Annotated in this window: 23 protein-coding genes; 11 read left to right on the plus strand and 12 right to left on the minus strand. The window is 73.2% G+C overall.

Features of this window, described 5'->3' with window-relative positions; genetic code table 11:
• The 3 genes from QRT03_RS29825 to QRT03_RS29835 all read right to left on the minus strand — a co-directional run.
• Nucleotides 1-1,299, minus strand: a 1,299-nt coding sequence (locus tag QRT03_RS29825; protein WP_286056811.1) for a DUF222 domain-containing protein, incomplete at its 3' end; no start/stop codon positions are given.
• Nucleotides 1,300-1,395: 96 nt separating this feature from the next.
• The gene (locus QRT03_RS29830) at nucleotides 1,396-2,163 is read right to left on the minus strand and encodes an alpha/beta hydrolase (RefSeq protein ID WP_286056812.1); all 768 of its coding nucleotides are present in this window, start codon (nucleotides 2,161-2,163) and stop codon (nucleotides 1,396-1,398) included.
• A 48-nt stretch (nucleotides 2,164-2,211) separates the two neighbouring features.
• Nucleotides 2,212-2,979 carry a phosphotransferase gene (locus tag QRT03_RS29835; protein ID WP_286056813.1) on the minus strand — a complete coding sequence of 256 codons (768 nt, stop codon included), beginning with the start codon at nucleotides 2,977-2,979 and terminating at the stop codon, nucleotides 2,212-2,214.
• A gap of 56 nt (nucleotides 2,980-3,035) precedes the next feature.
• On the opposite strand from QRT03_RS29835, the gene QRT03_RS29840 reads away from it, so the two are divergent.
• Complete coding sequence (locus QRT03_RS29840) at nucleotides 3,036-3,587, plus strand: hypothetical protein (protein ID WP_286056814.1); 552 nt, start codon at nucleotides 3,036-3,038, stop codon at nucleotides 3,585-3,587.
• Nucleotides 3,587-4,573 carry an HTTM domain-containing protein gene (locus tag QRT03_RS29845; protein ID WP_286056815.1) on the plus strand — a complete coding sequence of 329 codons (987 nt, stop codon included), beginning with the start codon at nucleotides 3,587-3,589 and terminating at the stop codon, nucleotides 4,571-4,573. Before QRT03_RS29840 ends, QRT03_RS29845 begins: the two co-directional genes overlap by 1 nt.
• 90 nt (nucleotides 4,574-4,663) lie before the next feature.
• Here QRT03_RS29845 and QRT03_RS29850 read toward each other — a convergent pair whose 3' ends face one another.
• The gene (locus QRT03_RS29850) at nucleotides 4,664-5,089 is read right to left on the minus strand and encodes a hypothetical protein (protein ID WP_286056816.1); all 426 of its coding nucleotides are present in this window, start codon (nucleotides 5,087-5,089) and stop codon (nucleotides 4,664-4,666) included.
• A gap of 22 nt (nucleotides 5,090-5,111) precedes the next feature.
• Here QRT03_RS29850 and QRT03_RS29855 point away from each other — a divergent pair, with 22 nt between their 5' ends.
• The gene (locus QRT03_RS29855; protein WP_286056817.1) at nucleotides 5,112-5,297 is read left to right on the plus strand and encodes a hypothetical protein; all 186 of its coding nucleotides are present in this window, start codon (nucleotides 5,112-5,114) and stop codon (nucleotides 5,295-5,297) included.
• A complete protein-coding gene (locus tag QRT03_RS29860) occupies nucleotides 5,294-5,929 on the plus strand; it encodes a class F sortase (RefSeq protein ID WP_286056818.1) in 636 nt (211 codons plus the stop codon). The genes QRT03_RS29855 and QRT03_RS29860 overlap by 4 nt, the downstream gene beginning before the upstream one ends.
• Before the next feature lie 3 nt (nucleotides 5,930-5,932).
• Here QRT03_RS29860 and QRT03_RS29865 read toward each other — a convergent pair whose 3' ends face one another.
• Nucleotides 5,933-7,666 (minus strand): hypothetical protein, encoded by a 1,734-nt coding sequence (locus QRT03_RS29865; protein WP_286056819.1) that lies wholly within the window; start codon nucleotides 7,664-7,666, stop codon nucleotides 5,933-5,935.
• A gap of 143 nt (nucleotides 7,667-7,809) precedes the next feature.
• Here QRT03_RS29865 and QRT03_RS29870 point away from each other — a divergent pair, with 143 nt between their 5' ends.
• Entirely contained in the window at nucleotides 7,810-9,003 is a 1,194-nt protein-coding gene (locus tag QRT03_RS29870; protein ID WP_286056820.1) for an acyl-CoA dehydrogenase family protein, read from the plus strand.
• Here the strand turns inward: QRT03_RS29870 and QRT03_RS29875 are convergent.
• Nucleotides 8,997-10,196 carry an MFS transporter gene (locus tag QRT03_RS29875; RefSeq protein WP_286056822.1) on the minus strand — a complete coding sequence of 400 codons (1,200 nt, stop codon included), beginning with the start codon at nucleotides 10,194-10,196 and terminating at the stop codon, nucleotides 8,997-8,999. The genes QRT03_RS29870 and QRT03_RS29875 overlap by 7 nt on opposite strands.
• 112 nt (nucleotides 10,197-10,308) lie before the next feature.
• Here QRT03_RS29875 and QRT03_RS29880 point away from each other — a divergent pair, with 112 nt between their 5' ends.
• Entirely contained in the window at nucleotides 10,309-10,524 is a 216-nt protein-coding gene (locus QRT03_RS29880; protein WP_286056823.1) for a DUF2795 domain-containing protein, read from the plus strand.
• Nucleotides 10,525-10,555: 31 nt separating this feature from the next.
• The gene (locus QRT03_RS29885; RefSeq protein ID WP_286056824.1) at nucleotides 10,556-11,008 is read left to right on the plus strand and encodes a pyridoxamine 5'-phosphate oxidase family protein; all 453 of its coding nucleotides are present in this window, start codon (nucleotides 10,556-10,558) and stop codon (nucleotides 11,006-11,008) included.
• A 10-nt stretch (nucleotides 11,009-11,018) separates the two neighbouring features.
• Here the strand turns inward: QRT03_RS29885 and QRT03_RS29890 are convergent, their stop codons facing one another.
• From QRT03_RS29890 to QRT03_RS29905, 4 genes are all read right to left on the minus strand, one after another.
• Nucleotides 11,019-12,680: an acetolactate synthase large subunit gene (locus QRT03_RS29890; RefSeq protein ID WP_286056825.1), complete on the minus strand. Its 1,662-nt coding sequence runs from the start codon at nucleotides 12,678-12,680 to the stop codon at nucleotides 11,019-11,021.
• Between the two features lie 118 nt (nucleotides 12,681-12,798).
• Nucleotides 12,799-16,203, minus strand: coding sequence for a GH12 family glycosyl hydrolase domain-containing protein (locus tag QRT03_RS29895; RefSeq protein ID WP_286056826.1), 3,405 nt, complete (start codon nucleotides 16,201-16,203; stop codon nucleotides 12,799-12,801).
• A gap of 153 nt (nucleotides 16,204-16,356) precedes the next feature.
• Nucleotides 16,357-18,528, minus strand: coding sequence for a prolyl oligopeptidase family serine peptidase (locus tag QRT03_RS29900; RefSeq protein ID WP_286056827.1), 2,172 nt, complete (start codon nucleotides 18,526-18,528; stop codon nucleotides 16,357-16,359).
• A gap of 6 nt (nucleotides 18,529-18,534) precedes the next feature.
• Nucleotides 18,535-19,212 carry an alpha/beta fold hydrolase gene (locus QRT03_RS29905; protein ID WP_286056828.1) on the minus strand — a complete coding sequence of 226 codons (678 nt, stop codon included), beginning with the start codon at nucleotides 19,210-19,212 and terminating at the stop codon, nucleotides 18,535-18,537.
• A 68-nt stretch (nucleotides 19,213-19,280) separates the two neighbouring features.
• Between QRT03_RS29905 and QRT03_RS29910 the strand changes: the two genes are divergently transcribed.
• Nucleotides 19,281-20,162 carry a LysR family transcriptional regulator gene (locus QRT03_RS29910; protein ID WP_286056829.1) on the plus strand — a complete coding sequence of 294 codons (882 nt, stop codon included), beginning with the start codon at nucleotides 19,281-19,283 and terminating at the stop codon, nucleotides 20,160-20,162.
• Between the two features lie 3 nt (nucleotides 20,163-20,165).
• On the opposite strand, the gene QRT03_RS29915 is transcribed toward QRT03_RS29910, so the two are convergent.
• The gene (locus tag QRT03_RS29915) at nucleotides 20,166-21,053 is read right to left on the minus strand and encodes an SDR family oxidoreductase (protein WP_286056830.1); all 888 of its coding nucleotides are present in this window, start codon (nucleotides 21,051-21,053) and stop codon (nucleotides 20,166-20,168) included.
• An 82-nt stretch (nucleotides 21,054-21,135) separates the two neighbouring features.
• On the opposite strand from QRT03_RS29915, the gene QRT03_RS29920 reads away from it, so the two are divergent.
• Nucleotides 21,136-21,708: a TetR/AcrR family transcriptional regulator gene (locus QRT03_RS29920; protein WP_286056831.1), complete on the plus strand. Its 573-nt coding sequence runs from the start codon at nucleotides 21,136-21,138 to the stop codon at nucleotides 21,706-21,708.
• Between the two features lie 4 nt (nucleotides 21,709-21,712).
• Here QRT03_RS29920 and QRT03_RS29925 read toward each other — a convergent pair whose 3' ends face one another.
• On the minus strand, nucleotides 21,713-21,955 hold the full coding sequence (locus tag QRT03_RS29925; protein WP_286056832.1) for a toll/interleukin-1 receptor domain-containing protein: 243 nt from the start codon (nucleotides 21,953-21,955) through the stop codon (nucleotides 21,713-21,715).
• 72 nt (nucleotides 21,956-22,027) lie between these two features.
• On the opposite strand from QRT03_RS29925, the gene QRT03_RS29930 reads away from it, so the two are divergent.
• Nucleotides 22,028-22,243 carry a hypothetical protein gene (locus QRT03_RS29930; protein WP_286056833.1) on the plus strand — a complete coding sequence of 72 codons (216 nt, stop codon included), beginning with the start codon at nucleotides 22,028-22,030 and terminating at the stop codon, nucleotides 22,241-22,243.
• A gap of 57 nt (nucleotides 22,244-22,300) precedes the next feature.
• Complete coding sequence (locus QRT03_RS29935; RefSeq protein WP_286056834.1) at nucleotides 22,301-22,609, plus strand: DUF3817 domain-containing protein; 309 nt, start codon at nucleotides 22,301-22,303, stop codon at nucleotides 22,607-22,609.
• The last annotated feature ends 20 nt before the right edge of the window (nucleotides 22,610-22,629 follow it).

Genomic DNA, 22,629 nt, shown 5'->3' on the forward strand with positions numbered 1-22,629 from the left:
GTAGAGGGCGATCCGCCAGCGTTGGTGTCGGCGGGCCCAGGCCATCGCCACCGCTTCGGGGTTGGCGATCGGGCCGTAGCCGGGCAGCTCGCCCGGGCGGCGGTCCAACCCGAGCACGGTACGTAGCTCCAGACGCAGCACCGTCCGCGCCCGGAACCCCACCACCGCCGGCTCGCCGCACTCAGCGGCGCGGTCGCCGTCGGCCGGGCGGCTCTCGGAGCCGGGCTCCGGATCGCGGTCCGGGCCGCCTCCGGGCGAGGCATCAGGTGGGCCGTCGTCGCGGAGACCGACCGGAACGTCGTCAGCCGGGCCGACGGGGCCGTCGGGCCGGTCGGGGCCAGCGGGCTCGCCCGGATCCGTGCCGGGCTGATCCGGGCCGTCCGGACCATCACCGGCGGGTCCCCAGTCGTCGGGCCCGTCGTCCGGGCCGTCGGGCCCATCGTCAGGTCCGTCGTCTTCGCCGGGTCCGCCATCGGGACCGCCGCCGTCGTTGTCGGTGCTCGGGGGGCCACCGTAGAGGGTGGTGACGTGCTCGACGACGTCGAGGTCGTACATCCCGGCCCCGGCCGGCCCGGTCAGGGTCAGCATCACCTCGCACTCCACCTCCCCCACCGACACACGAATCCCCGCACGCGCCAGACGCCGCCGAGCCGCGGCCGCGAGCGCGACGATCCGGTCGTGGGCGTCCTGGGCCGGGTCCTCGGGCAGATCCAGCCCACACAACTCCGCCGCTCCCGACGGCGCCGAACGCAACGTCACCCGCCGCCGCGCCACCGCGGCGGCGCGGCGCCGCTCCCACCAGTCCGGGTCCACTGCCGCCGCCACCCGCGCCACCTGCTGACGCAACGCGGTGTAGGGCAACCCCGCTGCGGCGTCGATGATCTGGTCGACGACCTCCCGGGCCTGCGTGTCGTCGAGATCGGCGACCAGGTCGACGATCACCGCGGCTTTGCGTTCCTCCAACCGCCCCGCGGCCATCTCCGCCCCGAGCCGCGGCAGCCGCTCGAGCACCTGGCGGGCGAACTCGATCCGCGAGGACGCGTAGCTCTCCGACCAGCCCAGCGACTCCGCCACGACCTTCCCCGCCCGACGCCGGGTCACCACCCGCTCCAGGGTGCCGGCCTTCGCCCGCGAACACTCCAACACATAACGGGACAACTGCCAGGCCGCGGTGTTCACCGCCGCGAAGCACGCACTCATCCCCGCATCGACCTGCTCACCGCACAACTCGGCGGGGTCGACAGCACACAGCAGCGTCTCGGTCCCCACCCGGGGCTCGGAGTCCACTACCGTGCTCATGATTCGAACACTAGAGCGAACCCCCGACAGTCACGGCCGGGAAAGCCCAGGACAGCGCTCAACAGAAGATCACGAAACGGTCACGATCTCGAGCGGTCAGGCGATGGCGCGATCGCCCTCCGGCGTCGCGGCGGCGGCCAGTTCCTCGGCCACCGCACGCTGGATCGCGGCGGAGGTCAGCTGGGCGATGTGGCCGCCCGGCACGACGACGTTCCGGGCGTACGCGTCATGGCTGGAGCGCCACGGCACGGCCGCGTCGGTACGGCTGTAGATGCTGGTGAACGGGATCGTGTCCGGCCAAGGCGCGCGCAGCGAGTCCCGGAACCCCGCACAGCACCGGCCGAGCAGGCACTCGAGCCCGAAGAGGCCAGGCACACCCACCGTCCCGGCCACGGCCATGCCCCACGCGACGGCGGTCATCGGCGGACTCACGCGGTCGAAGGGCGTCCCGATCGTGATCAGCTGCGCGACCGCGTCCGGCGCGGCGGCGCCGACCGCACGGCCGAACTGCCCGCCCCGGCTGTGGCCGACGATCCGGACGGGTTGCCCTGTCTCGTCGGCGATCGCCCGGACCCGACGGACCAGCGAGTCGACGGTGCGCTGCGCGCAGCCCATGCCCGCCCCGAGTGTGTACGCCGTGACGTCGTACCCGAGCCGGGTGAGCCACCGACCCAGCGGCTCGAGGCACGGTCCGGTCTCGCACAGGCCGCCCAGCAGGACGACGGCGCCCCGACCGGGGTGTGTCACGTCCTCGTCGGGACCGACGGAGCGGTGGCGCAGGGCCGTGTACCCGACGGCCGCGCGGCCGACCGTGGCGAGTCCGAGTCCGACGACGGCGTTCCACCCCGGTGGGCTCCAGCGCATCACGGACCTCCAGCTCCCCGACGAACCGTGAGCGCTGTTACCCGGATCTCACGCCGCCGGAAACCACGAGAGTGCGGCCCGGACGAGGGCGTCGTCGCCGGTGTCGAGACCGTGCGTGACGGCGTAGCAGGGCCCGACGTCGAGCCAGGCCCGGGCGCGCCGGGCGAGGTCGGGCGTGACGTCGTAGGTCGCCCGCACCGCGTCGGCGACCCTCGGGCCCGCGCGGTACAGCGGCCAGACCAGGTCCTTCGCCGGGTCCCCCGCCCGGGCGTCGCCCCAATCGATGACGCCCGTGACCCGACCGTCCGCGACGAGGACGTGCTCGGCGGAGAGATCGCCGTGGACGACGTGGGAGGCAGGCGCGTCCCGGAGGAGTTCCAGACGGTCGGTCAGCCACGCTCTCCGCCCGGAGGGCAGACGGGGTACCACCTGGTCGGCGAACCGGTCGAAGGCCGCGTCCCGCATCGCGCTCGTCCGCTCCGACGGCGGGAGGCCGCGCGCCACCGCGGCCGCGAGGTCGACCGCGTGCAGCGCCGCGAGAAAGCCGCCGACCGCGGCGCCGAGCCCGACGCCGTCGTCGGGAACAGCAGGACGCCCGGGCACGAGCCGGTGCCGGACCGTCAACGGCTCCTCCTTCACGACGACGGGTGCGGGCACCTCGAGCGGGAGCTGCGGCGCGAGCCAGGGGAGGAGGGTCGTCTCGGTGCGCAACCACGGCTCGACGTCGGGCCGGCGGGCCGTCCGCTCCACCCACGTGCCGTCGACCAGCCACGCGTCGCTGTCCCAGCCGGAGCCGAGGTACTGGCGGGTAGTCACGTCGGCTACTGTCGCGCGGTCCCAGTAGCTGTGACGAGCGTCCCGGAGAACGTCCGATGAGCACGCAGGACACCGAGGTCGCCGAGCCGGACCTCCAGGAACGACTGGAGTCCTCGACCGGCGGACGGATCACGATCAGCGTGCTGATCGTCGTCCTGCTGGGGATCGCCGCGATCGTCGTCATGCCGGACTCGATCACGAAGCGAGCCATCGTGCCCGCCGTCGGGCGCGCTGCCAACGTCATCGGCCTCGATCAAGGGTGGGCGCTCTACGCCCCGACACCTCGAGGTCTCGCCACCTATCTCGAGGCCCGGGTCCTCGATCGGGACGGCACGACGACCGCGGTTCCCATCCCGATCACCACAGGGCTCTCGGAGTACTGGGACTACCGGTGGCAGCGATACGGCGACACCTTGCTCAATGGACCGGACAATCGACCACGCTGGGCGCCCTTCGCGCGGTGGATCGCCGATCAGCAGCGATCGGCGGGCCGACACCCCGTGGTCGTGACGCTCGTGAACATCTCGGCCCAGACGCAGCCGCCCGCCGCGCCCATACCACGGACGCCGTGGGTGGAGCGCCAGTTCTTCTCCATCGGGGTCGGCTGATGGGCCGGGTCCGACGTCTGCTGTCGGCCGCCTGGGGCGGGTGGGATCGGTTCTTCTTCACCCCGACCTCGACGGCACCCCTCGCGATCGTCCGGCTCGCGTACGGACTGATCGTCACTCTCTGGACGCTCACACAGTTGCCCTACCTGTTCACCTTCTACGGACCCGACGGAGTCCTCCCGGCACCTCCCGCCCTGGACCCCTGGCAGTGGGGCCTGCTCACGACGCTGAACTCGGTTCCGGCCGTCGCCGTCGTCTTCCTCGCGACCTTGCTCGCAGGCATCGCACTGGCGATCGGCGCGTCGCCGCGCATCGCCGCGGTCGTCGTGCTGCTCGGACTCATCGCCTTCGAACGGCGCAATCCTTTCGTGCTCAACTCCGGTGACGTCCTGCTGCGTGTGATGGCGGTGTACTTGATCTTCGCCCCGTCCGGGGACTCCCTGTCCTGGGACCGTTGGCGCCGCGATCGGGCGCGTTTCTGGGAGTTCCCCCGCCGCGCTCCGTGGGCGATGCGGATGTTGCAGATCCAGGTGTCGATCATCTATCTGGCCGCGGTCTGGGCCAAGCTGCAGGGCGATGTCTGGCGGAACGGGACGGCACTGGCCTATGCGCTCCGCATGCTCGATCAGCTACGCGCGCCGTCACTCGAGGTGATCGCCGCTCACGGCCTACTCACCGAGTGGCTGACGTTCGGCACGCTGCTCATCGAACTCTCCGTCGCCATCCTCGTGTGGAACAGGAAGCTCCGGCCATGGGTGCTGGGAGTCGGCGCGCTGTTCCATCTCGGCATCGAAGTCTTCATCATGGTGGGCTTCTTCAGCATCGGGATGTGGGTCCTCTACCTGGTGTTCCTCTCCCCCGACTGGACCGAGCGGACGGTGCTGCGCCTCCGTGACCGGTGGCGGGCCCGACGACGTCCCGAGGCGGAGGACGAAGCGTCTGCGTCGGACGTGAAGGCGCCCGAGCCGGCCGTTTCCGAATCGTGATGCATCTGTCCGGCTGACACCTCGTTAGGTGTAACGCCGCGCCCGCGCGTGCCGACTTCCCGGTGGACCGGGACCGGAGCAATTCCTAGATCATGACGAGGGGAAGAGGGTCGAGATGAGCCCAGGGCGGCGCAGGACCGTCAGGCGTCTGGCCGCCGTGGCGGCCGGGATGATGCTGGTGGGGATGGTCTGGCAGGGCGTCGCGACGGCCCAGGTGAAGACTGAGGATCCCGGGACCAGCAACTCCTCGACCGGCACGGGCTCCAACCCGGTGTCGGACGTGGTGAACGGTCTCGCCGACGCCGTGGACCCGGGCACGTCGTCGAGCAGTTCCTCGTCGTCGAGCTCCTCCTCGAGCTCGTCCTCCTCGAGCTCGTCCTCCTCGGGATCGGGTTCCTGCACGGTGGTCTCGCTTCCCGGCGGGATCTGCCTGGGAATCCCCGGTTCCACGTCCGGTGGGTCCACGGCGTCGACGTCCTCGACGTCCTCGACCAGCGGCGCGAACACCGAGATCATCTACTCGCCGTACCCCGTCCCGGTGTTCGGTGACTACGGGCACCGGTACTACGGCAAGTACTGGGACCACGGGTGCGGTTGCGATCGTTACGCCGCGCCGACGTACACCGGTACCTCGAACTACACCCAGCCCGTCAACGTGGTGGCGACCCAGGTCTCATCCGTTCCGAAGGGTGGCGTCGACACCGGGGACGGCTCGTTCCAGTGACGAACACCGAGACGCCGCCGACCCGGGAACCCTCGAAGGTCGACGGGATCACCGGCAAGATCGGCATCGGTCTGATCGTCGTGGTGGCGCTCATCGGGCTGGTCGTCGCGGGGACCTCGGGGTCGAAGTCCTCGGGCTCGTCGGGGGGCTCGGGCGTCGAGCTCATGGCGGCGTCCACTCCCACCTCGGTCTCCGTGCCGTCGATCGGGGCGGAGTCGTCGCTCATCGAGACCGGCCAGAAGTCGGACGGTGAGCTCGAGGTCCCGCCGCTCGACAACCCGATGCAGGCGAGCTGGTACGACAAGAGCCCGTCGCCCGGGACGCTGGGACCGTCGGTGATCCTCGGACACGTGAACGGCTACGGGAAGCCCGGGATCTTCTACCGTCTGAAGGACACCAAGGCAGGCGACCAGATCCTGGTGAGGCGCCAGGACGGGCAGACCGCGGTGTTCACGGTGTCGAACATCGACACGGTGCCGAAGGCCGGCTTTCCCGCCGAGCAGGTGTACGGCGACACCCCTGACGCGCAGCTGCGTCTCATCACGTGCGGTGGCGTCTTCGACCCCGCCGCACACAGCTACGAGGCGAACGTGATCGTGTACGCGAACCTCACCGAGGTCCGCCCGGCCTGACGATCACCTGCTCCGTCCGACGATCACTGCGGCCGCCGCCCCCACGGGCGGCGGCCGTAGTGCGTCGGGGCACGTCCACCCGGTCGGCCCCGCAGCGGTGTAGCGGGCCACGATGCCGTCCATGAGGGTCGTCGACGAGCGTGCGGCCGAGCGAAGTGCCTCGTCGGTCGTCACGGCGTCCCGCCGTACCCAGGTCTTCGCGTCCTTCGCATCGCTCCACAGGGGCACGTAGTCCCGAAGGAGCCGCGGGTCCCCGACGACTCCCGTCGGCCCGGCGATCCCGTTGCTCTCGGCGAGTCGCATGAAGGTCGGACGGACGACGTCGAAGACGTGGTCCCGCAGCCCGCCCATGTCCCTGGCTCTCCAGAAGTGCGCGATCACCGGATCGGTGAGACCTGCCAGGTCGATGAACCGCAGCCGGCTGGAGAGCGCCACGCCTCCCGCGTCGACGCCGAGGAACGAGCCGGTACGGATGCCGAGGGCATCAGCGTCGGCGCTGACCGCGAGGCCGTTGGTCAAGGCGACACCGCAGAGAGACACCGTGGGACGCGCCCTGAAGGCCAGGGCACCTCCGGTCCAGATCGCGGCGCTGAGCACGAGGCCGACGACGAGGAGGACCACGGCCGGACGACGGGTGTCGAGACCCAGCTCGCCGACTACGCGGCCGACCGCGAGGGTGCCGACGAGCGCCGCCACCGGCCACACCGGAGTCGCGAAACGGGCTTGGGCCATCCAGTCCGCGGCGAGGGCCGAGAACGCGAGCACCGACAGACCGAGCACCAGGACGAGCCCCGAGAGTGCCCGTGTGAGCTCCACCGCAATGACCTGGCGCCGTGCGGCGAGAACGGCGATCGCAGCGACGACGACCAGGCACGCCGGCCAGCCGACGGCCGCGACGAGATCGGTGGGGCGATCGACGCCCAGCGTGATGCCCTGCTGTTTCGCGACGGCCGTCGTCGGAACGAGTTCGCCGAAGGTCGCGATCCGCCAGATCTCGTAGAGCAGCGCCGGGACGATCCCGACGACGACGGCGAGTCCAGCCGGACGCCACCGTCCGGCTCCGGACGCCAGGAGCCACACCGCCAGCGGGTACGCCGCGAGGTAGACCGCGCCATCCGGACGGGTGAGCGAGGCCAGGGCGGCCAGGCCCGCGCACTGCAGCGCGACCCGGGTGGAGAGCAGATCCCCGTCAACGGCCGCGGTCGCGATCCGTGTCGCGAGCACGACCACCGCGAGCGCGAGCAGCGGGTTCTCCAGCCCGCTGCCGGCCCAGATAACGAACGACGGGATGGCCGCGGTGACGGTCCCGGCGATCATCGTCGTCGTCAGCGGATTCCGGGACACGCGCACGGCGACGCGGTGGAAGGCGAGGAAGATGCCGGCGCAGCAGAGGATCGCGACGACCTTGGGGAACGCTACGAGGTCCGGCACCCCGAACCAGGCGCCCCGGTCGAGGAGCCCCAGCCACCGCGCGACGACGAACAACGCGAGCCAGGCCGGGTCCGACCAGCCCTCCGAGATCGGGGCTCCCGGCTGCAGGACCGGGCCGAGACCGCTCGAGATCGACCGCGCGTAGGCCATCGTGATGCCCGCGTCGTCGACGATCCAGCGGCCGTAGACCCATAGGTGCAGCGCCACGAGCACGGTCGGCACGGCGACGGCCACCGCGGTGTCGGATGGACGGGAGGCCCGGACGGGTCCGGGATCGACGGGCGGCGCCTCTTCGGTCGTCGTCACCCGACGTGCCTACCGCCCGGTCGGAGCAGTCGCCAGAGCCGGTCGGCCAGGAGCGCCGCGGCGCGTCGAGCGGCCGGGCACACCGGCCGTCCGGAAGGAAAGATGGTCATCGTCGAGAGAACCGTCGCGAGGGAGCCCTCCTGATGCCCAGCACCCCGACACCCGTCGGCGTCACCACCGAGGCGCAGGAGCAGCTGCGCGCGCGGGTGCGGGAGCTGTGCGCCCGGTTCCCGGACACCTACTGGCGCGAGCGCGACCGCAACCGCGAGTACCCGGACGCCTTCGTCGACGCGCTGACCGAGGCCGGCTACCTCGCGGTGTTGATCCCCACCGAGTACGGCGGGGGCGGGCTCGGGATCACCGAGGGCTCGATCGTGCTCGAGGAGATCAACCGCTCCGGCGGGCACTCCGCGGGCTGCCACGCGCAGATGTACACGATGGGTGCCCTGCTCAAGCACGGCTCGGAGCAGCAGAAGAAGACCTACCTGCCGGGGATCGCGGACGGCTCGATCCGGCTGCAGGCCTTCTCGATCACCGAACCCGAGGCCGGGTCGAACACCACCGACATCCGCACGACGGCGATCCGCGACGGCGACGACTACGTCATCTCCGGGCACAAGAACTGGACCAGCCGCATCGAGCAGTCCGACCTCGCGCTGGTGCTGGCCCGCACGTCGCCGCGCGGCGAGGACCCGGCCGAGCGCACGCAGGGCATCAGCCTGTTCCTGGTCGATCTGCGCGAGGTCCGCCGCGACGAGCCGGACACGCTGAAGGTCGAGCCGGTCCGGACGATGTTCAACTACGCCACCAACGAGGTGCACTACAACGACATGCGGGTGCCCGCCTCGGCGCTGATCGGCGAGGAGGGCAAGGGCTTCCGGTACGTCATCGACGGCTGGAACGCCGAGCGCATCCTGCTCGCGGCCGAGGCGGTCGGCGACGGGTACTGGTTCGTCGACCGGGCCGTCGCCTACGCCAACGACCGGCGGGTGTTCGACCGGCCCATCGGCGCCAACCAGGGCGTGCAGTTCCCCCTGGCCCGCGCCTACGCGCAGATCGGCGCGGCCGACCTGATGCGCTACCGCGCCGCGGCGCTGTTCGACGCCGGGGAGAAGTGCGGCGAGCAGGCCAACCTCGCGAAGTTCCTGGCCTCGGAGGCGAGCTGGCAGGCCGGCAACGCGTGCCTGGACACCCACGGCGGCTACGGCTTCGTCGACACCTGGGACGTCGAGCGGAAGTTCCGCGAGACGCGGCTCTACCAGGTGGCGCCGGTGAACAACAACCTCGTGCTCGCCTACGTCGGCCAGCACGTCCTGGGGATGCCGCGCAGCTACTGAGTGCGCAGACGCGTCACCGCCGACCAGCCCGCCACCGCGAGCACCACCAGGGCCCCGAGCACGACGGCGAGCGGGCCCTGCCAGCTCGGCGGGCTCCCGGCCTCGTGCACGGCCCCGACCAGCCACGGCCCCAGCGCACCGACGAGGTAGCCGCCGCCCTGCACGAAGGCGGCGGTGCGGCGGTTCTCGGTCGCGTCGCGGCTGGCCGCGAGCACCGCTGCGAAGATCACCGTGAAGCCTCCACCCTGTGCCGCCCCGGCGAGCGAGCACCAGACGGGCCACAGCCCGGGGGCGACGAGCAGCCCGCCCGGCAGGGCCAGGAACCCCGCGGCGACCGGGATGAACGCCAGCCGCAGGCTCGCCCGCCGCGCCACGAGGGGTGTCACCAGCGCTCCGGCCACCGCGAGGATCTGGAACAACGACGACGCCGTCCCGGCACTCGCCGCGTCGAGACCGCGCAGGTCGCGGAGGATCTCCGGGAGCCACGCGGTGAGGCCGTAGTAGGAGAAGGACTGCCCGCCGAACGCGAGCAGCAGCAGCCACGGCACCAGGCGCCGGCCCGGCGCGCGGGCCGGCCCCGCCCCGTCGTCGGGAAGGTCCTGGGGGCTCTCTTCCCGACGGCGGGTGGCGAGCTGCCACACGATGACGGCGGCGACCGCGAACACCAGCCACGTGCACAGCGCGATCCGCCAGCCGACGCCCGCGGCGATCGGCACGGTGAGCGACAGCGTGATCATCGAGCCCACGTTCATCGTCGCGGTGTAGATGCCGAGCAGCGCTCCGGAGCGGTGCGGGAAGTCCCGGCCGATGACCACCGGCATGACGATGTTCCCGACCGTGATGCCGGCGCCGATCAGCACGGTCCCGAACAGCGCGCCCGCGACGCCGTCGGACGAGCGCAGCACGGTGCCCACGCCGAGTACCCCGAGCCCGACGAGCATCGCCCGCTCGGGCCCGAGCCGCCCGATCATCCACGACGCGGGCGGCGAGGCGAGGGCGAACGCGAGGACCGGGAGGCTGGTCAGGAGGCCGGCGACGGCGGCGGAGACGCCGAGGTCGGCGCGGATCGCGTCGACCACCGGGCTCACGGCGACGAGCGGGGCGCGCAGGTTGAGCGCCACGAGGACGATCGCGGCGATGAGGAGCGGGCTGCCGAGGGACACGACGGGACGCCGCTGCGCGGAGGTGGTCACGTGATCCCAGTGTGGGTGATGACGGTGCGGATGGACATCGGGTGTGAACGACGACGCGGCGTGGGCACCTCGCGCGCACTGTCGAGGACACCGAGGTCAAGGAGGACCGACGATGACCGATCGTGACGACGCCCGCGTGCGCAAGGCCCTGCAGGGCAAGGACTTCCCGGCGACCCGGGACGAGGTGGTCGCGTACGTGACCGACCGCGGCGAGGTGGACGAGAAGACGCTCGTCGCCCTGGCGGACCTGCCGACGGGGACCTACGGGTCGGTCGACGAGGTCGTGGACGCGGTCCCCCAGCGCCCGGGGACGACGGCGGACCGCTGAGGCTGTCGGGGGTCGCTGCTAGACCTTCCCCATGACGACGTGGGGCGAGGTCGAGGCGGCGGCTCCCGAGCTGGCCGCCGCGGTGCAGACGTGCTTCCAGCGGGCCAAGCACAAGACGATGGCGACGCTGCGGCGCGACGGGTCGCCGCGTATCAGCGGCATGGAGACGGAGTTCGTCGACGGCCAGCTGACGTTCGGGATGATGCCGGGGTCGGTCAAGCTCGCCGACGTGCAGCGGGACCCGCGGGTCGCGCTGCACTCCCCCTCGGTCGATCCGCCGGAGGATCCGACGGAGTGGCCGGGCGAGGCGAAGGTGTCGGGACGCGCACGCTCCATCGCTCCACCGGGCGAGGGGCCGGAGGGCTCGCACTTCGGACTCGACGTCACCGAGGTCGTCCTGACGCGGATCGCGCCGTCGGGCGACAAGCTCGTGATCGAGTCGTGGACGCCCGGCGGTCAGGTCCGCCGTGTCGAACGGACCTGACCGCCGCGGCTCACCGGGCGATGAGTTGCCCGAGTCGGCGGGTCAGCTTCACGTTCTCCCGGTAGTCGACCGGGACCACGATCACCGACGGGCGGTCACGCTGGTCGAACGCCTCCTTGAGCGCGGGCCGCAGCTCGTCGGCGTTGGTGAGCCGGCGGGCGTGGCAGCCCAGACCCTCCGAGATCTTGACGAGGTCGGGCGACGGGAAGTCGGTGCCGAAGTGTCGGCCGAACTCGACCTCCTGCTTCCAGGAGATCAGCCCGTACCCGTTGTCCTCCCAGACGAGGTTCACGGGCGCGACCCCGAGGCGCACCGCGGTGGCGAGCTCGGGGCCGTTCATGAGGAACCCGCCGTCCCCGGAGATCGCGACGACACGCTGGTCGGGGTGCACCAGCGACGCCGACACCCCGCCGGGCACGGCGATGCCCATCGAGCAGAAACCGTTGGAGATGATGCAGCTGTTCGGCGTGTACGTCGGGTAGTGGCGCGCGATCCACATCTTGTGGGCCCCGACGTCGGAGATCAGGATGTCCTCGTCGTCCATCTCCGCGCGGAGGTCGGCGAGGATCCGCTGCGGCTTCATCGGGAAGTCGCCGGTCTCGGCCTCCGACGAGGCGCCGCCCTCGCTGATCTCCTCGGTGAGGTTGGCGCGCGCCCGGGAGTGTGCCTCGACGTCGGCGAAGTGGTGCCGCTCGGTGAGGCCTTCGTTGATCGCCCACAGCGCGGCGGCGATGTCACCGACGATCTCGACGGTCGGCCGGTAGGCGCCGTCGACCTCGGCGGGGTCGAAGTCGATGTGCAGCAGCCGCTTCGTCCGGCCGATGTTCCACCGCGAGGGCGGCCACTCGACCATGTCGTAGCCGACGGCGATCACCAGGTCGGCGGCCTCGAACACCTCGGTCACGTAGTCGCGGGACCCGAGGCCCACCGCGTAGAGGCTGCGCTCGTGGCGGTCGGACAGCGCACCCTTGCCCATGAACGTCATGCCGGCGTAGATGCCGGTCGCCTCGACGAAGCGCTGCAGCTGGCGGCTGACGCGGGTCCGCACGCAGCCCTGGCCCACCAGCAGGACGGGGCGCTCGGCGCGGGCGATCAGGTCGAGCGCAGCCTGCACCGACTTCTCGTCCGGGACCGGACGGCGCACCTTCTCCGGCGGCACGATCGGGGCGCTCTCGACCTCGTGCTTCGCGATGTCCTCGGGCAGCTCGACGTGCGTGGCCCCGGGCTTCTCGGCGACGGCGAGCTTGAACGCCTTGCGGATGACCTCGGGGATCGTCGTCTCGTCCCGCAGCGAGGTCGTCCACTTGGTGATCGGCGTGAACATCTCGACGACGTTCATCGCCTGGTGCGACTCCTTGTGCAGGCGCGTCGTGGCGCCCTGCCCGGTGATCGCGACGACCGGGGAGTTGTCCATGTTGGCGTTCGCGACGCCCGTGACCAGGTTGGACGCGCCCGGGCCGAGCGTGGACAGGCAGACACCGGGCCGACCGGAGAGCCGGCCGTAGACGTCGGCCATGAAGGCCGCACCCGACTCGTGGTGCGTGGGGACGAACCGGACCTCGGAGTCGCGCATCGACATGAGGAGGTCGGCGTTCTCCTCGCCCGGCACCCCGAACACGTACTCGACGCCCTCGGCCTCGAGACACTGCACGAACAGATCGCTGGCCCTCACCGTCACGCTCCCCACTCATCGCCGACGCGTCGTCCTGTACCCGATGTCGGGACGGACTCACCCGTAGGGCGCATTGTGCGGGTCGTGCGGCTGCGAGACGGCGTCGGAGCGAGATCGCTCACCCCGTCCCGTAGTCGACGTCGAAGCGGGTGAGGGCCATGCCCGGTCCGCCCGTCCATGGCTCGAAGCCGGCCTGGATGTTGGTGACGAAGGCGTCCGCCGACACCGAGCCCTGCGCCACGGCGTCGTCGACGAAGTCGGTGATCGGGAGGTCGTCGGCGGCGTCGACGTAGCCCTGGCGGACGTAGGAGATGACGTTGACGCCGCCGTTGGTGCCCTTCCACACGTCCCAGGTGGCGCCGCCGAGGGTGGCCGTCCCGGCCTGTTGGCCGATCGGCTTGATGCCTCCGGTCTCCTTCAGCCAGATCATCAGCTCGAGGGCGTCGTTGTGGCCGTTCTGCTTCGGGGTGCTGTCGGCCCAGATGTCGTAGGCGAGGTTGGACTTCGTGCCCGCCGGGATCTCGCCGGCGATGCTCGAGCTGATCGGGCCGAGCTCGCTGATCCTCCTCGGCAGGGTGGTGCCCTCGGTGCAGGTGCCCATCCAGCAGCCGGACATGATCGACGGGTAGGAGGCCGGGGCGTCGTCCTTGCTGTGGTCGCCGGAGTCGACGGTGAAGCCCTGCGTGGTGGCGGTGATGCACTGCCCGTCGGCCGCGCCCCACTCGTTGTTCTGGACCATGAACGCCCCGCCCGCGATCTCGGTCGACCCGAACTTGTCGCAGACCTGCGCGCCGCGGACCGACGCGGTCTCGGCCCGTGCCTCGGCGGTGCGTCCGGTGGTGGCCGGCCGTGTGGTGCCCGGCTGCGTGGTGGCCGACCCGGAGCTCGTCGGGGCGGCGGGCGCCGTGGTCCGCCCGGTGGCGCCGCCGTCGTCGCTCGTCGCGTCCGCCGCCGCGGCGTCCGTGGTGCGCTCGGCGCTGCTCGATCCGGCGCCACCCGCCGCGGTGCTGCCGCCCGACCCGCCATCGGCGCCGGCCAGGCCCGACACGGCCGCGAGGTCGTCGCCGATCTTGAGGTCGTTGAGGAACAGCGTGCTGTCCTGCCCGATCGACTCGTCGCGGTAGATGCCGGTCTTGAGGTAGGCGCTGCCCTTCACGTTGGACTCGGGCGTGCGGTAGCCCGCCAGCGTCTGCTGCCCGTTGCAGTAGGCGTCGATGCTCCCGCCGAAGGTGATGCCGAGCTGGAAGGAGAACGCGCCGGGGCCGACGGGGCAGAAGTCCTTCTGGTTCCCGCCGTTGTTGGCCAGGCGCAGCTGCCCGTTCCCGACCTCCACCGCCAGCGGCGGGCTCCCCGTCCCCGGCTGCTTGAACTGCATGATCAGCTGCCAGGTGCCGGTGTCGGTCGGGAAGCCCTGGTCGAAGAACCCGGAGTAGCCGACGAACTTCGTCTCGCCCTCCTGGAACTCCGGGACGTCCGGCTCGGCCTCGGTGCGCTTGCCGCCACCGGGCATCTCGAACCTGACCGCCTGCCGTCCGGGCACGTTGGGCGACTCGGAGCCGCTCGGGTCGGTCGCGTTCTGGTTGTTCCAGGGCGTGGACTTGAAGCCCTCCAGGCCGTCGGTCAGCGACCACGCCGCCTTCGTGACGGTGCCACTCGAGCCCTCGTCCTCCGCGGCGCCGGTGGTGGCCGGAGAGGTGGTGGTCGGGCTCGACGATCGGTCGGCGCTGCCCTCACGCTCGCCGGTCGGGGACGAGGACGTCCGGCTCGCCCCCGTGCCGGACGATCCCGGCGCCCGGGTCGTCGTGACACCGGAACTGCTGGACCCGGACTCGCGGGTCGGCGTGACGTCGGAGGCCGATCCGCCGGTTCCGCGCGAGCCGGTCGAGCCCGGCGCCGTCGTCGGAGCGACGCCCCCTTCGCTGGAGCGCGTCGGGTCGGCCGTGGAGCGCGTCCCACCCGAGCCACTCGAGCTGCCCGAGCCCGGTGCCGTGGTCACGCCCGCGCCTCCCGTGGCGCTGCCCGAGCCCGGAGCGGTCGTCGCCGCCGGGCCACCGGTGCCGGTCCCCTCGGCGCTCGATCCGCCCGGTTCGTCGGAGTAGCCGGTGGCGGGGTCCCGGGTCGCAGCGCCCGAGCCGGTTCCCGTGGCAGCACCCGGACCGGTCGTCACGGCAGCACCCGAACCCGTGGCTACGCCAGCACCCGAACCTGTGGTCGCAGCGGTGCCCGAGCCGGTTCCCGTGGCAGCGCCCGCACCCGCGCCGGTGGTCACCGCGGCGCCCGCGCCCGGACCGGTGGTCACCGCGGCGCCTGCGCCGGTGGTGGACGTGGCAGCGCCCGCGCCGGTGGTGGTGGACGCGGCAGCGCCCGCGCCGGTGGTCGTCGTGCCGGGCGCAGAGTCCGGGCGGGCCGGCCCGGCATCGGTGGGCACCGCGGCGACCACCTTGCCGAGCGAGTCGGCCGCCCACGCCGGCGCGGTGGTGCCCTGAGCGACGGCGAGCTGCGTGTAGGTGGCGTGCACCGGCGAGCCGAGCGCCTGCTCGAGCGAGGGCGCGGCGCCCGTGGTCGGGGCGTCGCACACCGGGTCGCCCGGAGCACAGATCTGGATGGTGCGAGCGTCGAGCGCGCCGAACTCGACCGCCCGCGGGGGCAGCACGCCCTGCCCGGTGGCGCCCTCGGGCACGACGCGGGTGGCCGGGCTGCGGGCCGGGTCCCCGAAGAGTCCGACCGCCTGCACGAGATTCGCCGGGATGCGGGGCTCGAGCCCGGTGCCGATGCGGGAGGCGAGGTCCCCCGCGACCTGGGCGCCCGCGGAGTACCCGAAGAGCATGATCGCGCCGGTCGGGCACCCCTCGACGTGGTCCCCGATCGCGTCCGACAGGGCGCCGACCGCCGCCGACTCGGCGGCGGCGTACGCACCGCCGGTCGCGGGCGGCGGCACCGTGACCACCGAGACCTTCTCGCCGAACTGCTGCGCGAGCGGGTCCGTGACGGCGGTCAGGACGTCGGAGCTGCCCCCGGCACCGCCGACGGCGTAGAGGGTGACCGGTCGGCAGGAGTCCGGCAGCGCCTGCGACGACGCGAGCGTCGCGACCCCCGTGCCGACGGCTCCGACCAGCACCGCGACCGCCACGAGCGCCGCGGCGACGAGCGAGCTGACCGGACGCCGTCTAGGCGGGGCAGCCACCGGCTCGGGTCGACGCCAGGCCGACGCCCGCTCGATGACCGCGACACGGGGCGGAGGAGCGAGAGGTGTCTCGGACCGCACAGCCTCCTCGCGCGCGGGCTCCGGAGCGGGCGCACCCGCCGTCGGGAAGGGGTCGATCTCGAGGAGGCCGGTCGATCCGCCGTCGACGAGTTCGACCGCCAGCGTCCGGCCGCGCCGGGCGGCGTGGCGCCGCGCCGCCGCGAGCGCGATCTCCCGCGGATCGGCGCCCGGCGGCACCGGGAGGGGCCGCCCGTCGGCGAGCACCGTCACCCCGCCGGGAGCGCGCACCACCTCCAGCCGCACGTCCGCCGCGCCCACCCGAGTCCTCCACCGTCCGCCGTGACCCCGAACCGGACATCAGGGTCGACGGTCGGCTCGGCGCGTGGGTGCGGTTTGGAGAAACTCGTGGGCCCGGATTCGTACCGGGCACGAATGTGACGTCGAGCGTCAGCATGGCCGCACTGCTGACACTCAGGGACGCACGCCCAGCGACTCCTCCAGGAACGCCACCTGCAGGCGCAGGAGGTTCTCCGCCACGACCTCCTGCGGCGTCATGTGCGTGACCCCGGACAGCGGCAGCACCCGGTGCGGGCGCCCGGCCGCGAGCAGCGCCGAGGACATGCGCAGCGAGTGGGCGGCGACCACGTTGTCGTCGGCGAGCCCGTGGATGAGCAGCAGCGGGCGGTTCGGCGCCTCGTCGGTGGCCGGGCGTGCGGCGTCGTCGAGGATCGAGGAGCGCTCGTAGGCGTCGGGGCGGTCCTGCGGGGTGCCGAGATAGCGCTCGGTGTAGTGGGTGTCGTAGAGCGCCCAGTCGGTCACCGGCGCTCCGGCGATCGCCGCGTGCACCGCGTCCGGGCGGCGCAGCACTGCGAGCGCGGCCAGGTACCCGCCGAAGGACCAGCCCCGGATCGCGACCCGCGACAGGTCCAGGTCCTCCACCTCGCGGGCCGCGGCCTCCAACGCGGCGAGCTGGTCCTCCAGCACCGGCGCGGCCAGGTCGCCGTCCACCGCCCGCTCGAAGGACGGTCCGCGTCCCGGCGTGCCCCGGCCGTCGGCGACCACGACCGCGAAGCCCTGGTCGGCGAACCACTGGCTCGTCAGGAAGGCCCCGCGCGCCTCGAGCACCCGCTGGGAGTGCGGCCCGCCGTAGGGGTCGAGCAGCACCGGCAGGCGCTCCGAGCCGGGGATGTGGTGTCGCGGCAGCAGCACCGCGGTCGCGAGTCCCCGCTCCCCCGCCGCGAACAGGTGCACGCGCGGCTCGAGGTCCGGCGCCTCCGCGAACGACCGGATCACCGTCGACCCGCCGTCGCCCCGCACCGTCGTCACCGACCCGTCGTGCTCGAGCGACGACTGCGACACCACCAGCACCCCGCCCGCGAGGCGGCCCGAGGCGACCCCGCGCTCGGCGCTGACCACGGACACCCCGGCGTCGCGCGACCACATCGCCAGCACGCTCGACGTCGGCACCCCGGCGCGCGACGCGGTGAACAGCACCGTCCCGCCGTCGACCCCCGCCACCCCGCGGACCTGCCACTCGGGGCCGGTGACCACGGAGCCGTCGACCACCAGCCGCCGGGCGTCCTCGACGTCCGCGCACCAGACGAGCGACCCGTCGTCGAGATGGGCCGGGATCCCCGGCACCAGGTCGACCCAGGCCGGGTCGGTGTCGGTGCGGACCACCGACGAGGTTCCCGACGACGGGTCGACCCGGCGGAGCGTGACCGTGCGCTGGTCGCGGGTGGAGGTGGTGAGCAGCAGCTCGTGCGTGTCCCAGTGCACGTCGGCGAGGTACTCGTCGGGCTGGTCCACGTCCGACCGTGAGCCCTCCAGACCGAGGAGGTGCAGCGTGACGGTCGCGTTCGTCGTGCCGGCGGCCGGGTAGGCGGTGACGGTCGGCTCGCGGTCCGGGTTCGCGGGGTCGGCGATGTGCCAGCGGGTGACGGCGCTGTCGTCGACGCGGGCGACGGCCAGCGCGGAGCCGTCGGGCGCCCACCAGAACCCGCGGTAGCGGTTCATCTCCTCGGCCGCGACGAAGTCCGCGAGGCCGTAGGTGACGTGCTCCGCCTCCGGCGCGGCGAGCGTGCGCTCCACCCCGTTGACCAGCACGTGCAGCGCGCCCGCGCGGACGAAGGCCACCGCGTCGCCCGCCGGGGAGAGGCGCGGATCGACGACGGGGCCCTCCACCGGGAGCGGCTGCGGGGTCGACCCCGGGAGCAGCCGGACCGTGAACGCCCGCCCGGAGAGCACGAAGGTCGCGGTGTCGACGGCGCGGTCGGTCGCGTAGTCCACGACGCCGCCGGACTGCTCGCGCACCCGCTCCCGCCGGGCCCGCTCCTCCGGGGGCAGGTCGTCCTCCCCGGGGACGTCGAGGGCGAGGGGGTCGACGAGCAGGTGCTCCTCGCCGGTCGCGAGGTCGAGCACCCAGAGGCAGGTCACCGGGTCGTCACCGCCGCGGCTGCGCAGGAACACCACCCGCGAGCCGTCCGGGGCGATCGTCACGCTCCGCGGGGCGCCGAGGGTGAAGCGCCGGGTCGCGGCCTGGCGGCGGGGGAAAGATCCTCCGAATCCGGGCCCGCTGTGCGGGGGTGGCCCCGCCGCCTGGTCGCGGGGAGAGGAGTCAGGGGTGCCGACGCGTGCTGCCACGGGCGGTCATCCTGCCCGCTCCACCTCCGCGACGAGCGCCTCGATGGCCCCGACGAGGTGCTCGGTCCCGTCGCGCAGCACGTTGTGCGTGGTCGGCAGGTCGGTGACGGTCCACGCCGGATCGGTGCGCAGCCGCTCGGCGATCGCGGGGAACGGCGAGTGCGGCGTCCAGGTCGGGTCCGCGGCCAGCGCGTAGTGCCGGACCCCGCGGTAGGCGCCGGTGAGCCGGATCCGCTGGACGAGCGACGCCAGCGGGTGCGGGGTGGTCCGGGGGTCGAACTGGGGCATCGGGTCGACGCCGGTCCCGCTGCGGCCGGACGCGTCGACGTACCAGGCGCGCATCGCGTCGTCCACGCCCGACCAGCACGAGTCACCGTCCCGGGGCGCGAAGCCGTCCACCGACAGCAGCCCCCGGACCCGGCCCGGCAGGGCGTCCGCCACCCCCGCGACCACCATGCCTCCGTAGCTGTGCCCGACGAGCACGACCTCCTCGTCGAGGGCCGCGACCGTCGCGGTGACGTCGGCGACGTGCGAGGCCAGCGTCGCGCCCTGCTCCTCGACCCGCTCGCACAGCCCGGGGAGGGTGAGCGCGAGGGCCGACCGGCCGCGTGCGGCGAGGACGTCGACGACGGGCCGGTACCACCACGCGCCGTGGCAGGCGCCGGGAACGAGCACGATCTTCATGACGACGAGCCTGATCGGTCGTCGTCCAGAAGTCCAAGAGCTGGACGTTCCGCACGGCAGAAGCAAGAGTGCTGGCCGTGCAGCTCCACCAGCTCGAGTACCTGGTCGCGGTCGCCGACGAGGGCGGCTTCACGCGTGCCGCGGAGCGACTGCGGGTCGCGCAGCCCGGCGTCAGCGCGCAGGTCCGCAAGCTGGAGCGCGAGCTGGGCCACGAGCTGCTCGACCGGTCCGGCCCGCGGGTGCGGCCCACCCCGGTCGGGACCGAGGTCGTCGCCGCCGCGCGGCGGGCGCTGGACGCCGTCGCCGGGGTGACGCGCGTGGTGGAGGACCTCGACGGCCTGCTGCGGGGCGAGGCGCGGGTCGGGATGGTGACGAGCGGCCCGTTCCTCGACGTGCCCGGGGTGCTCGCCGAGTTCGCCGCCATGTACCCCGGTGTCACGTGCACGCTCGTGGAGGCCGGGTCCGGTCGCCTCGTGACGATGCTGCGGGAGGGCCGGGTCGACGTCGCGCTGATCGGCGCGGCCGGCGGCGTCGCCGACGACCTCGTCGCGCGCACGGTCACCGAGGAGTCGCTGGTGGTGGCGGTGCCCTCGGGCGACCCCCTGGCGACGGCGGCGTCGGTCGCGCCGCGCGACCTCGCGGGACGGGACGTCGTCGCCCCGTCCGAGGGCAACGCCCTGCGGGAGGCCTTCGACCTGGCCTGCGCGGACGTCCCGGTCCGGATCGCCTGCGCCGCGAGCGACCCGACCGTCCTCGCCCGGCTCGCCGCCCGTGGGCTCGGCGTCGCCGTGCTCCCGGCCTCGCTGTCCGCCCTGCGGTCCGAGGAGCTCGTGACGGTGCCCTTCGCGGCCGACGTGCGGGCCCGCCTCGTCCTCGCGTGGCCGCGCGGGTCGGTCGGCCCGGCGGCGGCCGCGCTGACGCGGGCGCTGGTCGCCGCCGTGCCGGGGTGAGCCTCAGGGCTCCAGCAGTTCGAGGTCCTCGAGCAGCGACGGGTGCGTCGGCTCCCATCCGAGCGTGGCGCGCGTGTGCGCGCTGGAGGCCGGCTGGTCCGCGGCGAAGATCGGGCCGAACGGACCGAAGGTCTCGGCGGGCACGGACCCGACCGGCAGCCCGAGCCGCTTCCCGATGACCGTCGCGATGTCGACGACGGCGTCCCCCTCGTCGGCGACGGCGTGCCACGCCGTGCCGGCCGGTGCGGTCTCGAGGGCGAGCCGGAACAGGACCGCGGCGTCCCGGGCGTGCACCGCCGGCCAGCGCTGGGTCCCGTCACCGGGATAGCCCGCGACGCCGCTGCGGCGGGCCTGCTCGGTCAGGAGGCCCGCGAACCCGCCCGTGCCGCGGTCGTGGGCCGTGCGCGGGATGCGGACGGCCGTACTGCGCACCCCCTGCTCCGCCAGGGCCAGCGCGGCGTTCACGGCGCGAGCACGACCCCCGACCGGCCCGTCGGTCGGCAGCGGGTCGTGCTCCGTGGCCGCCCGGCCCGCGATCCACGGCGTGCCGGAGACGACGACCAGCGGACGCCCGCTGCCGAGGAGCGTCTGCCCGAGGGTCTCGATCGCGGCAGTCTCCTGGGCGATCGAGCGGTCGAGGGCGGTGGGATCGCCCGTCTCGTTGCCGTGGTCGAAGGCCAGGCTGATCACCCCGTCGGTGGCGGCCGCGCTCTCCCGCAGGGCGTCGAGATCGGCCAGCCCGCCGCGTACCACGGTGGCGCCCGCGTTCTCGAGGGCACGGGCCGAGCGCTCCGTCCGCGCGAGCCCGAGCACGGAGTGGCCGGCGCCGAGCAGTTCGGCGACGACGGCGTTCCCGATGGTCCCGGTGCCGCCGGTGACGAAGACGTGCATGTCGAGCTCCCTCGTTGATGAGACCAAGTCTCGTCACCGTAGCACCGTGACGAGACTTGGTCTCATCGCTAGGCTCGACCCCGTGGCGCGCTGGGAACCCGACGCCCGCCTGCGGCTCGTGCGGGCGGCGATCGACCTGTACGCCGAGCAGGGCTACGAGGTCACGACGGTCGCGCAGGTCGCCGAGCGCGCCGGCCTCACGAAGGCCACGTTCTTCCGGCACTTCCCGGACAAGCGCGAGGTGCTCTTCGCCGGACAGGAGCACCACAGCACGCTGCTGGCCGAGGGCGCCGCGGCGGCGCCGGACGGCGCGACCCCGCTCGAGGCCGTGACGGCGGCCCTCGACCACGCGACGGCGGCCTTCACCCCGGAGCAGCGCGCGTGGGGCCCCCGTCTCCGCGCGGTCGTCGCGAGCAGCGCCGAACTGCAGGAGCGGGCCGCTTTCAAGCGGGCACACCTCGCGGCGGCCCTCGCCGACGCGCTGCGACGGCGCGGTGTCCCCGACCCGACGGCGGCGGTCGCGGCCGAGCTCGGCGTCGAGGCCTTCCACCGCGCCTTCGACCGCTGGGGCGACACCACCGACGACCGCTCCTACGGCGACCTCGCCCGCAGTGAGCTGCACGACCTGCACGCCGCGGCCACGGCGCTGCGCTGACGTCTCAGATCTCCCGCCACTCCGCGACCACGGTGAACCCCGGCGGCCTCCCCACCTCGCCGAGACTCCCGGCGCGCCCGTCGTAGCGCTCGTAGAGCCACACCCTCCACCCGCGCTCGCGCAGGTCGTCCGCGAGCTCCTCGAGCGCCGCCCGGTCGTCCCCCTCGGCCGTCCGCAGCTCGTTGCGCACCGGGGCGTCGAGCGTGCCCCGGAAGAGTCGGGCGTGGAGGTGCCAGCGCGGGGCCATGCCATGCACCATACCTGGTGCACAGGCATTCCGACGTCATGCACTGCGACTGGTGCACGTCACCGTCGTGTGGTGGACCCGAGGCAGGTGCGAGCGCGTCTCGACGCCGCCCTCCGGGAGCGCGAGGCCGCGCGGCGGGCCGCGGACGCCGCCGAGGCGGAGTTCCGCGAGGCGATGCGCGAGGCCCTCGCGGCCGGCGTCACCGTCACCGAGGTCGCCGAGCTGACCGGCTACCACCGCAACAGCGTGCGCCGGATCGTCGACGGCACGGACGCCCCGGGGCGCTGAGCGGGACCCGGTCGACCTCACACCCGCACCGACCCGTCGTCGGGAAGACTCCGCCCCGTGAGCCGGACGTCCGCCCCTCTCGCCACCGTCTTCCGCGTCGTCGCGATCGCCGAGGCGTGCTCGTGGACCGGGCTGCTGATCGGGATGGTGTTCAAGTACCTCGTGGTGTTCGACGACGTCGGGGTGCGCGTCTTCGGGCCGGTCCACGGCGCGCTGTTCGTCGCGTACGTGGTGGTCACGCTGGTCGCGGCGCGCGTCTTCCGCTGGCGAATGGTCACGACGGTCCTCGGGCTCGCCGCCAGCATCCCGCCGCTGTTCACCCTCTGGTTCGAACGCTCCGTGTACCGGCGCGGCCTGCTCGTGTAGTCCGACCGAGGGACGATGCA

Origin of the sequence: Actinomycetospora termitidis (assembly GCF_030286555.1) — a bacterium.
In the GTDB taxonomy this organism is placed as follows: Bacteria; Actinomycetota; Actinomycetes; order Mycobacteriales; family Pseudonocardiaceae; genus Actinomycetospora; species Actinomycetospora termitidis.

Bases quoted from the DNA above. Each gene is read 5' to 3' on its own strand.
- QRT03_RS29830 (WP_286056812.1), bottom strand. From the start codon at position 2,163: ATGCGCTGGAGCCCACCGGGGTGGAACGCCGTCGTCGGACTCGGACTC.
- QRT03_RS29845 (WP_286056815.1), top strand. From the start codon at position 3,587: ATGGGCCGGGTCCGACGTCTGCTGTCGGCCGCCTGGGGCGGGTGGGAT.
- QRT03_RS29870 (WP_286056820.1), top strand. From the start codon at position 7,810: ATGCCCAGCACCCCGACACCCGTCGGCGTCACCACCGAGGCGCAGGAG.
- QRT03_RS29880 (WP_286056823.1), top strand. From the start codon at position 10,309: ATGACCGATCGTGACGACGCCCGCGTGCGCAAGGCCCTGCAGGGCAAG.
- QRT03_RS29925 (WP_286056832.1), bottom strand. From the start codon at position 21,955: ATGGCCCCGCGCTGGCACCTCCACGCCCGACTCTTCCGGGGCACGCTC.
- QRT03_RS29840 (WP_286056814.1), top strand. From the start codon at position 3,036: ATGAGCACGCAGGACACCGAGGTCGCCGAGCCGGACCTCCAGGAACGA.
- QRT03_RS29885 (WP_286056824.1), top strand. From the start codon at position 10,556: ATGACGACGTGGGGCGAGGTCGAGGCGGCGGCTCCCGAGCTGGCCGCC.
- QRT03_RS29915 (WP_286056830.1), bottom strand. From the start codon at position 21,053: ATGCACGTCTTCGTCACCGGCGGCACCGGGACCATCGGGAACGCCGTC.
- QRT03_RS29905 (WP_286056828.1), bottom strand. From the start codon at position 19,212: ATGAAGATCGTGCTCGTTCCCGGCGCCTGCCACGGCGCGTGGTGGTAC.
- QRT03_RS29850 (WP_286056816.1), bottom strand. From the start codon at position 5,089: ATGATCTCGGTGTTCGCGCCGCTGGTCGAGGACGTCGAGGACGTCGAC.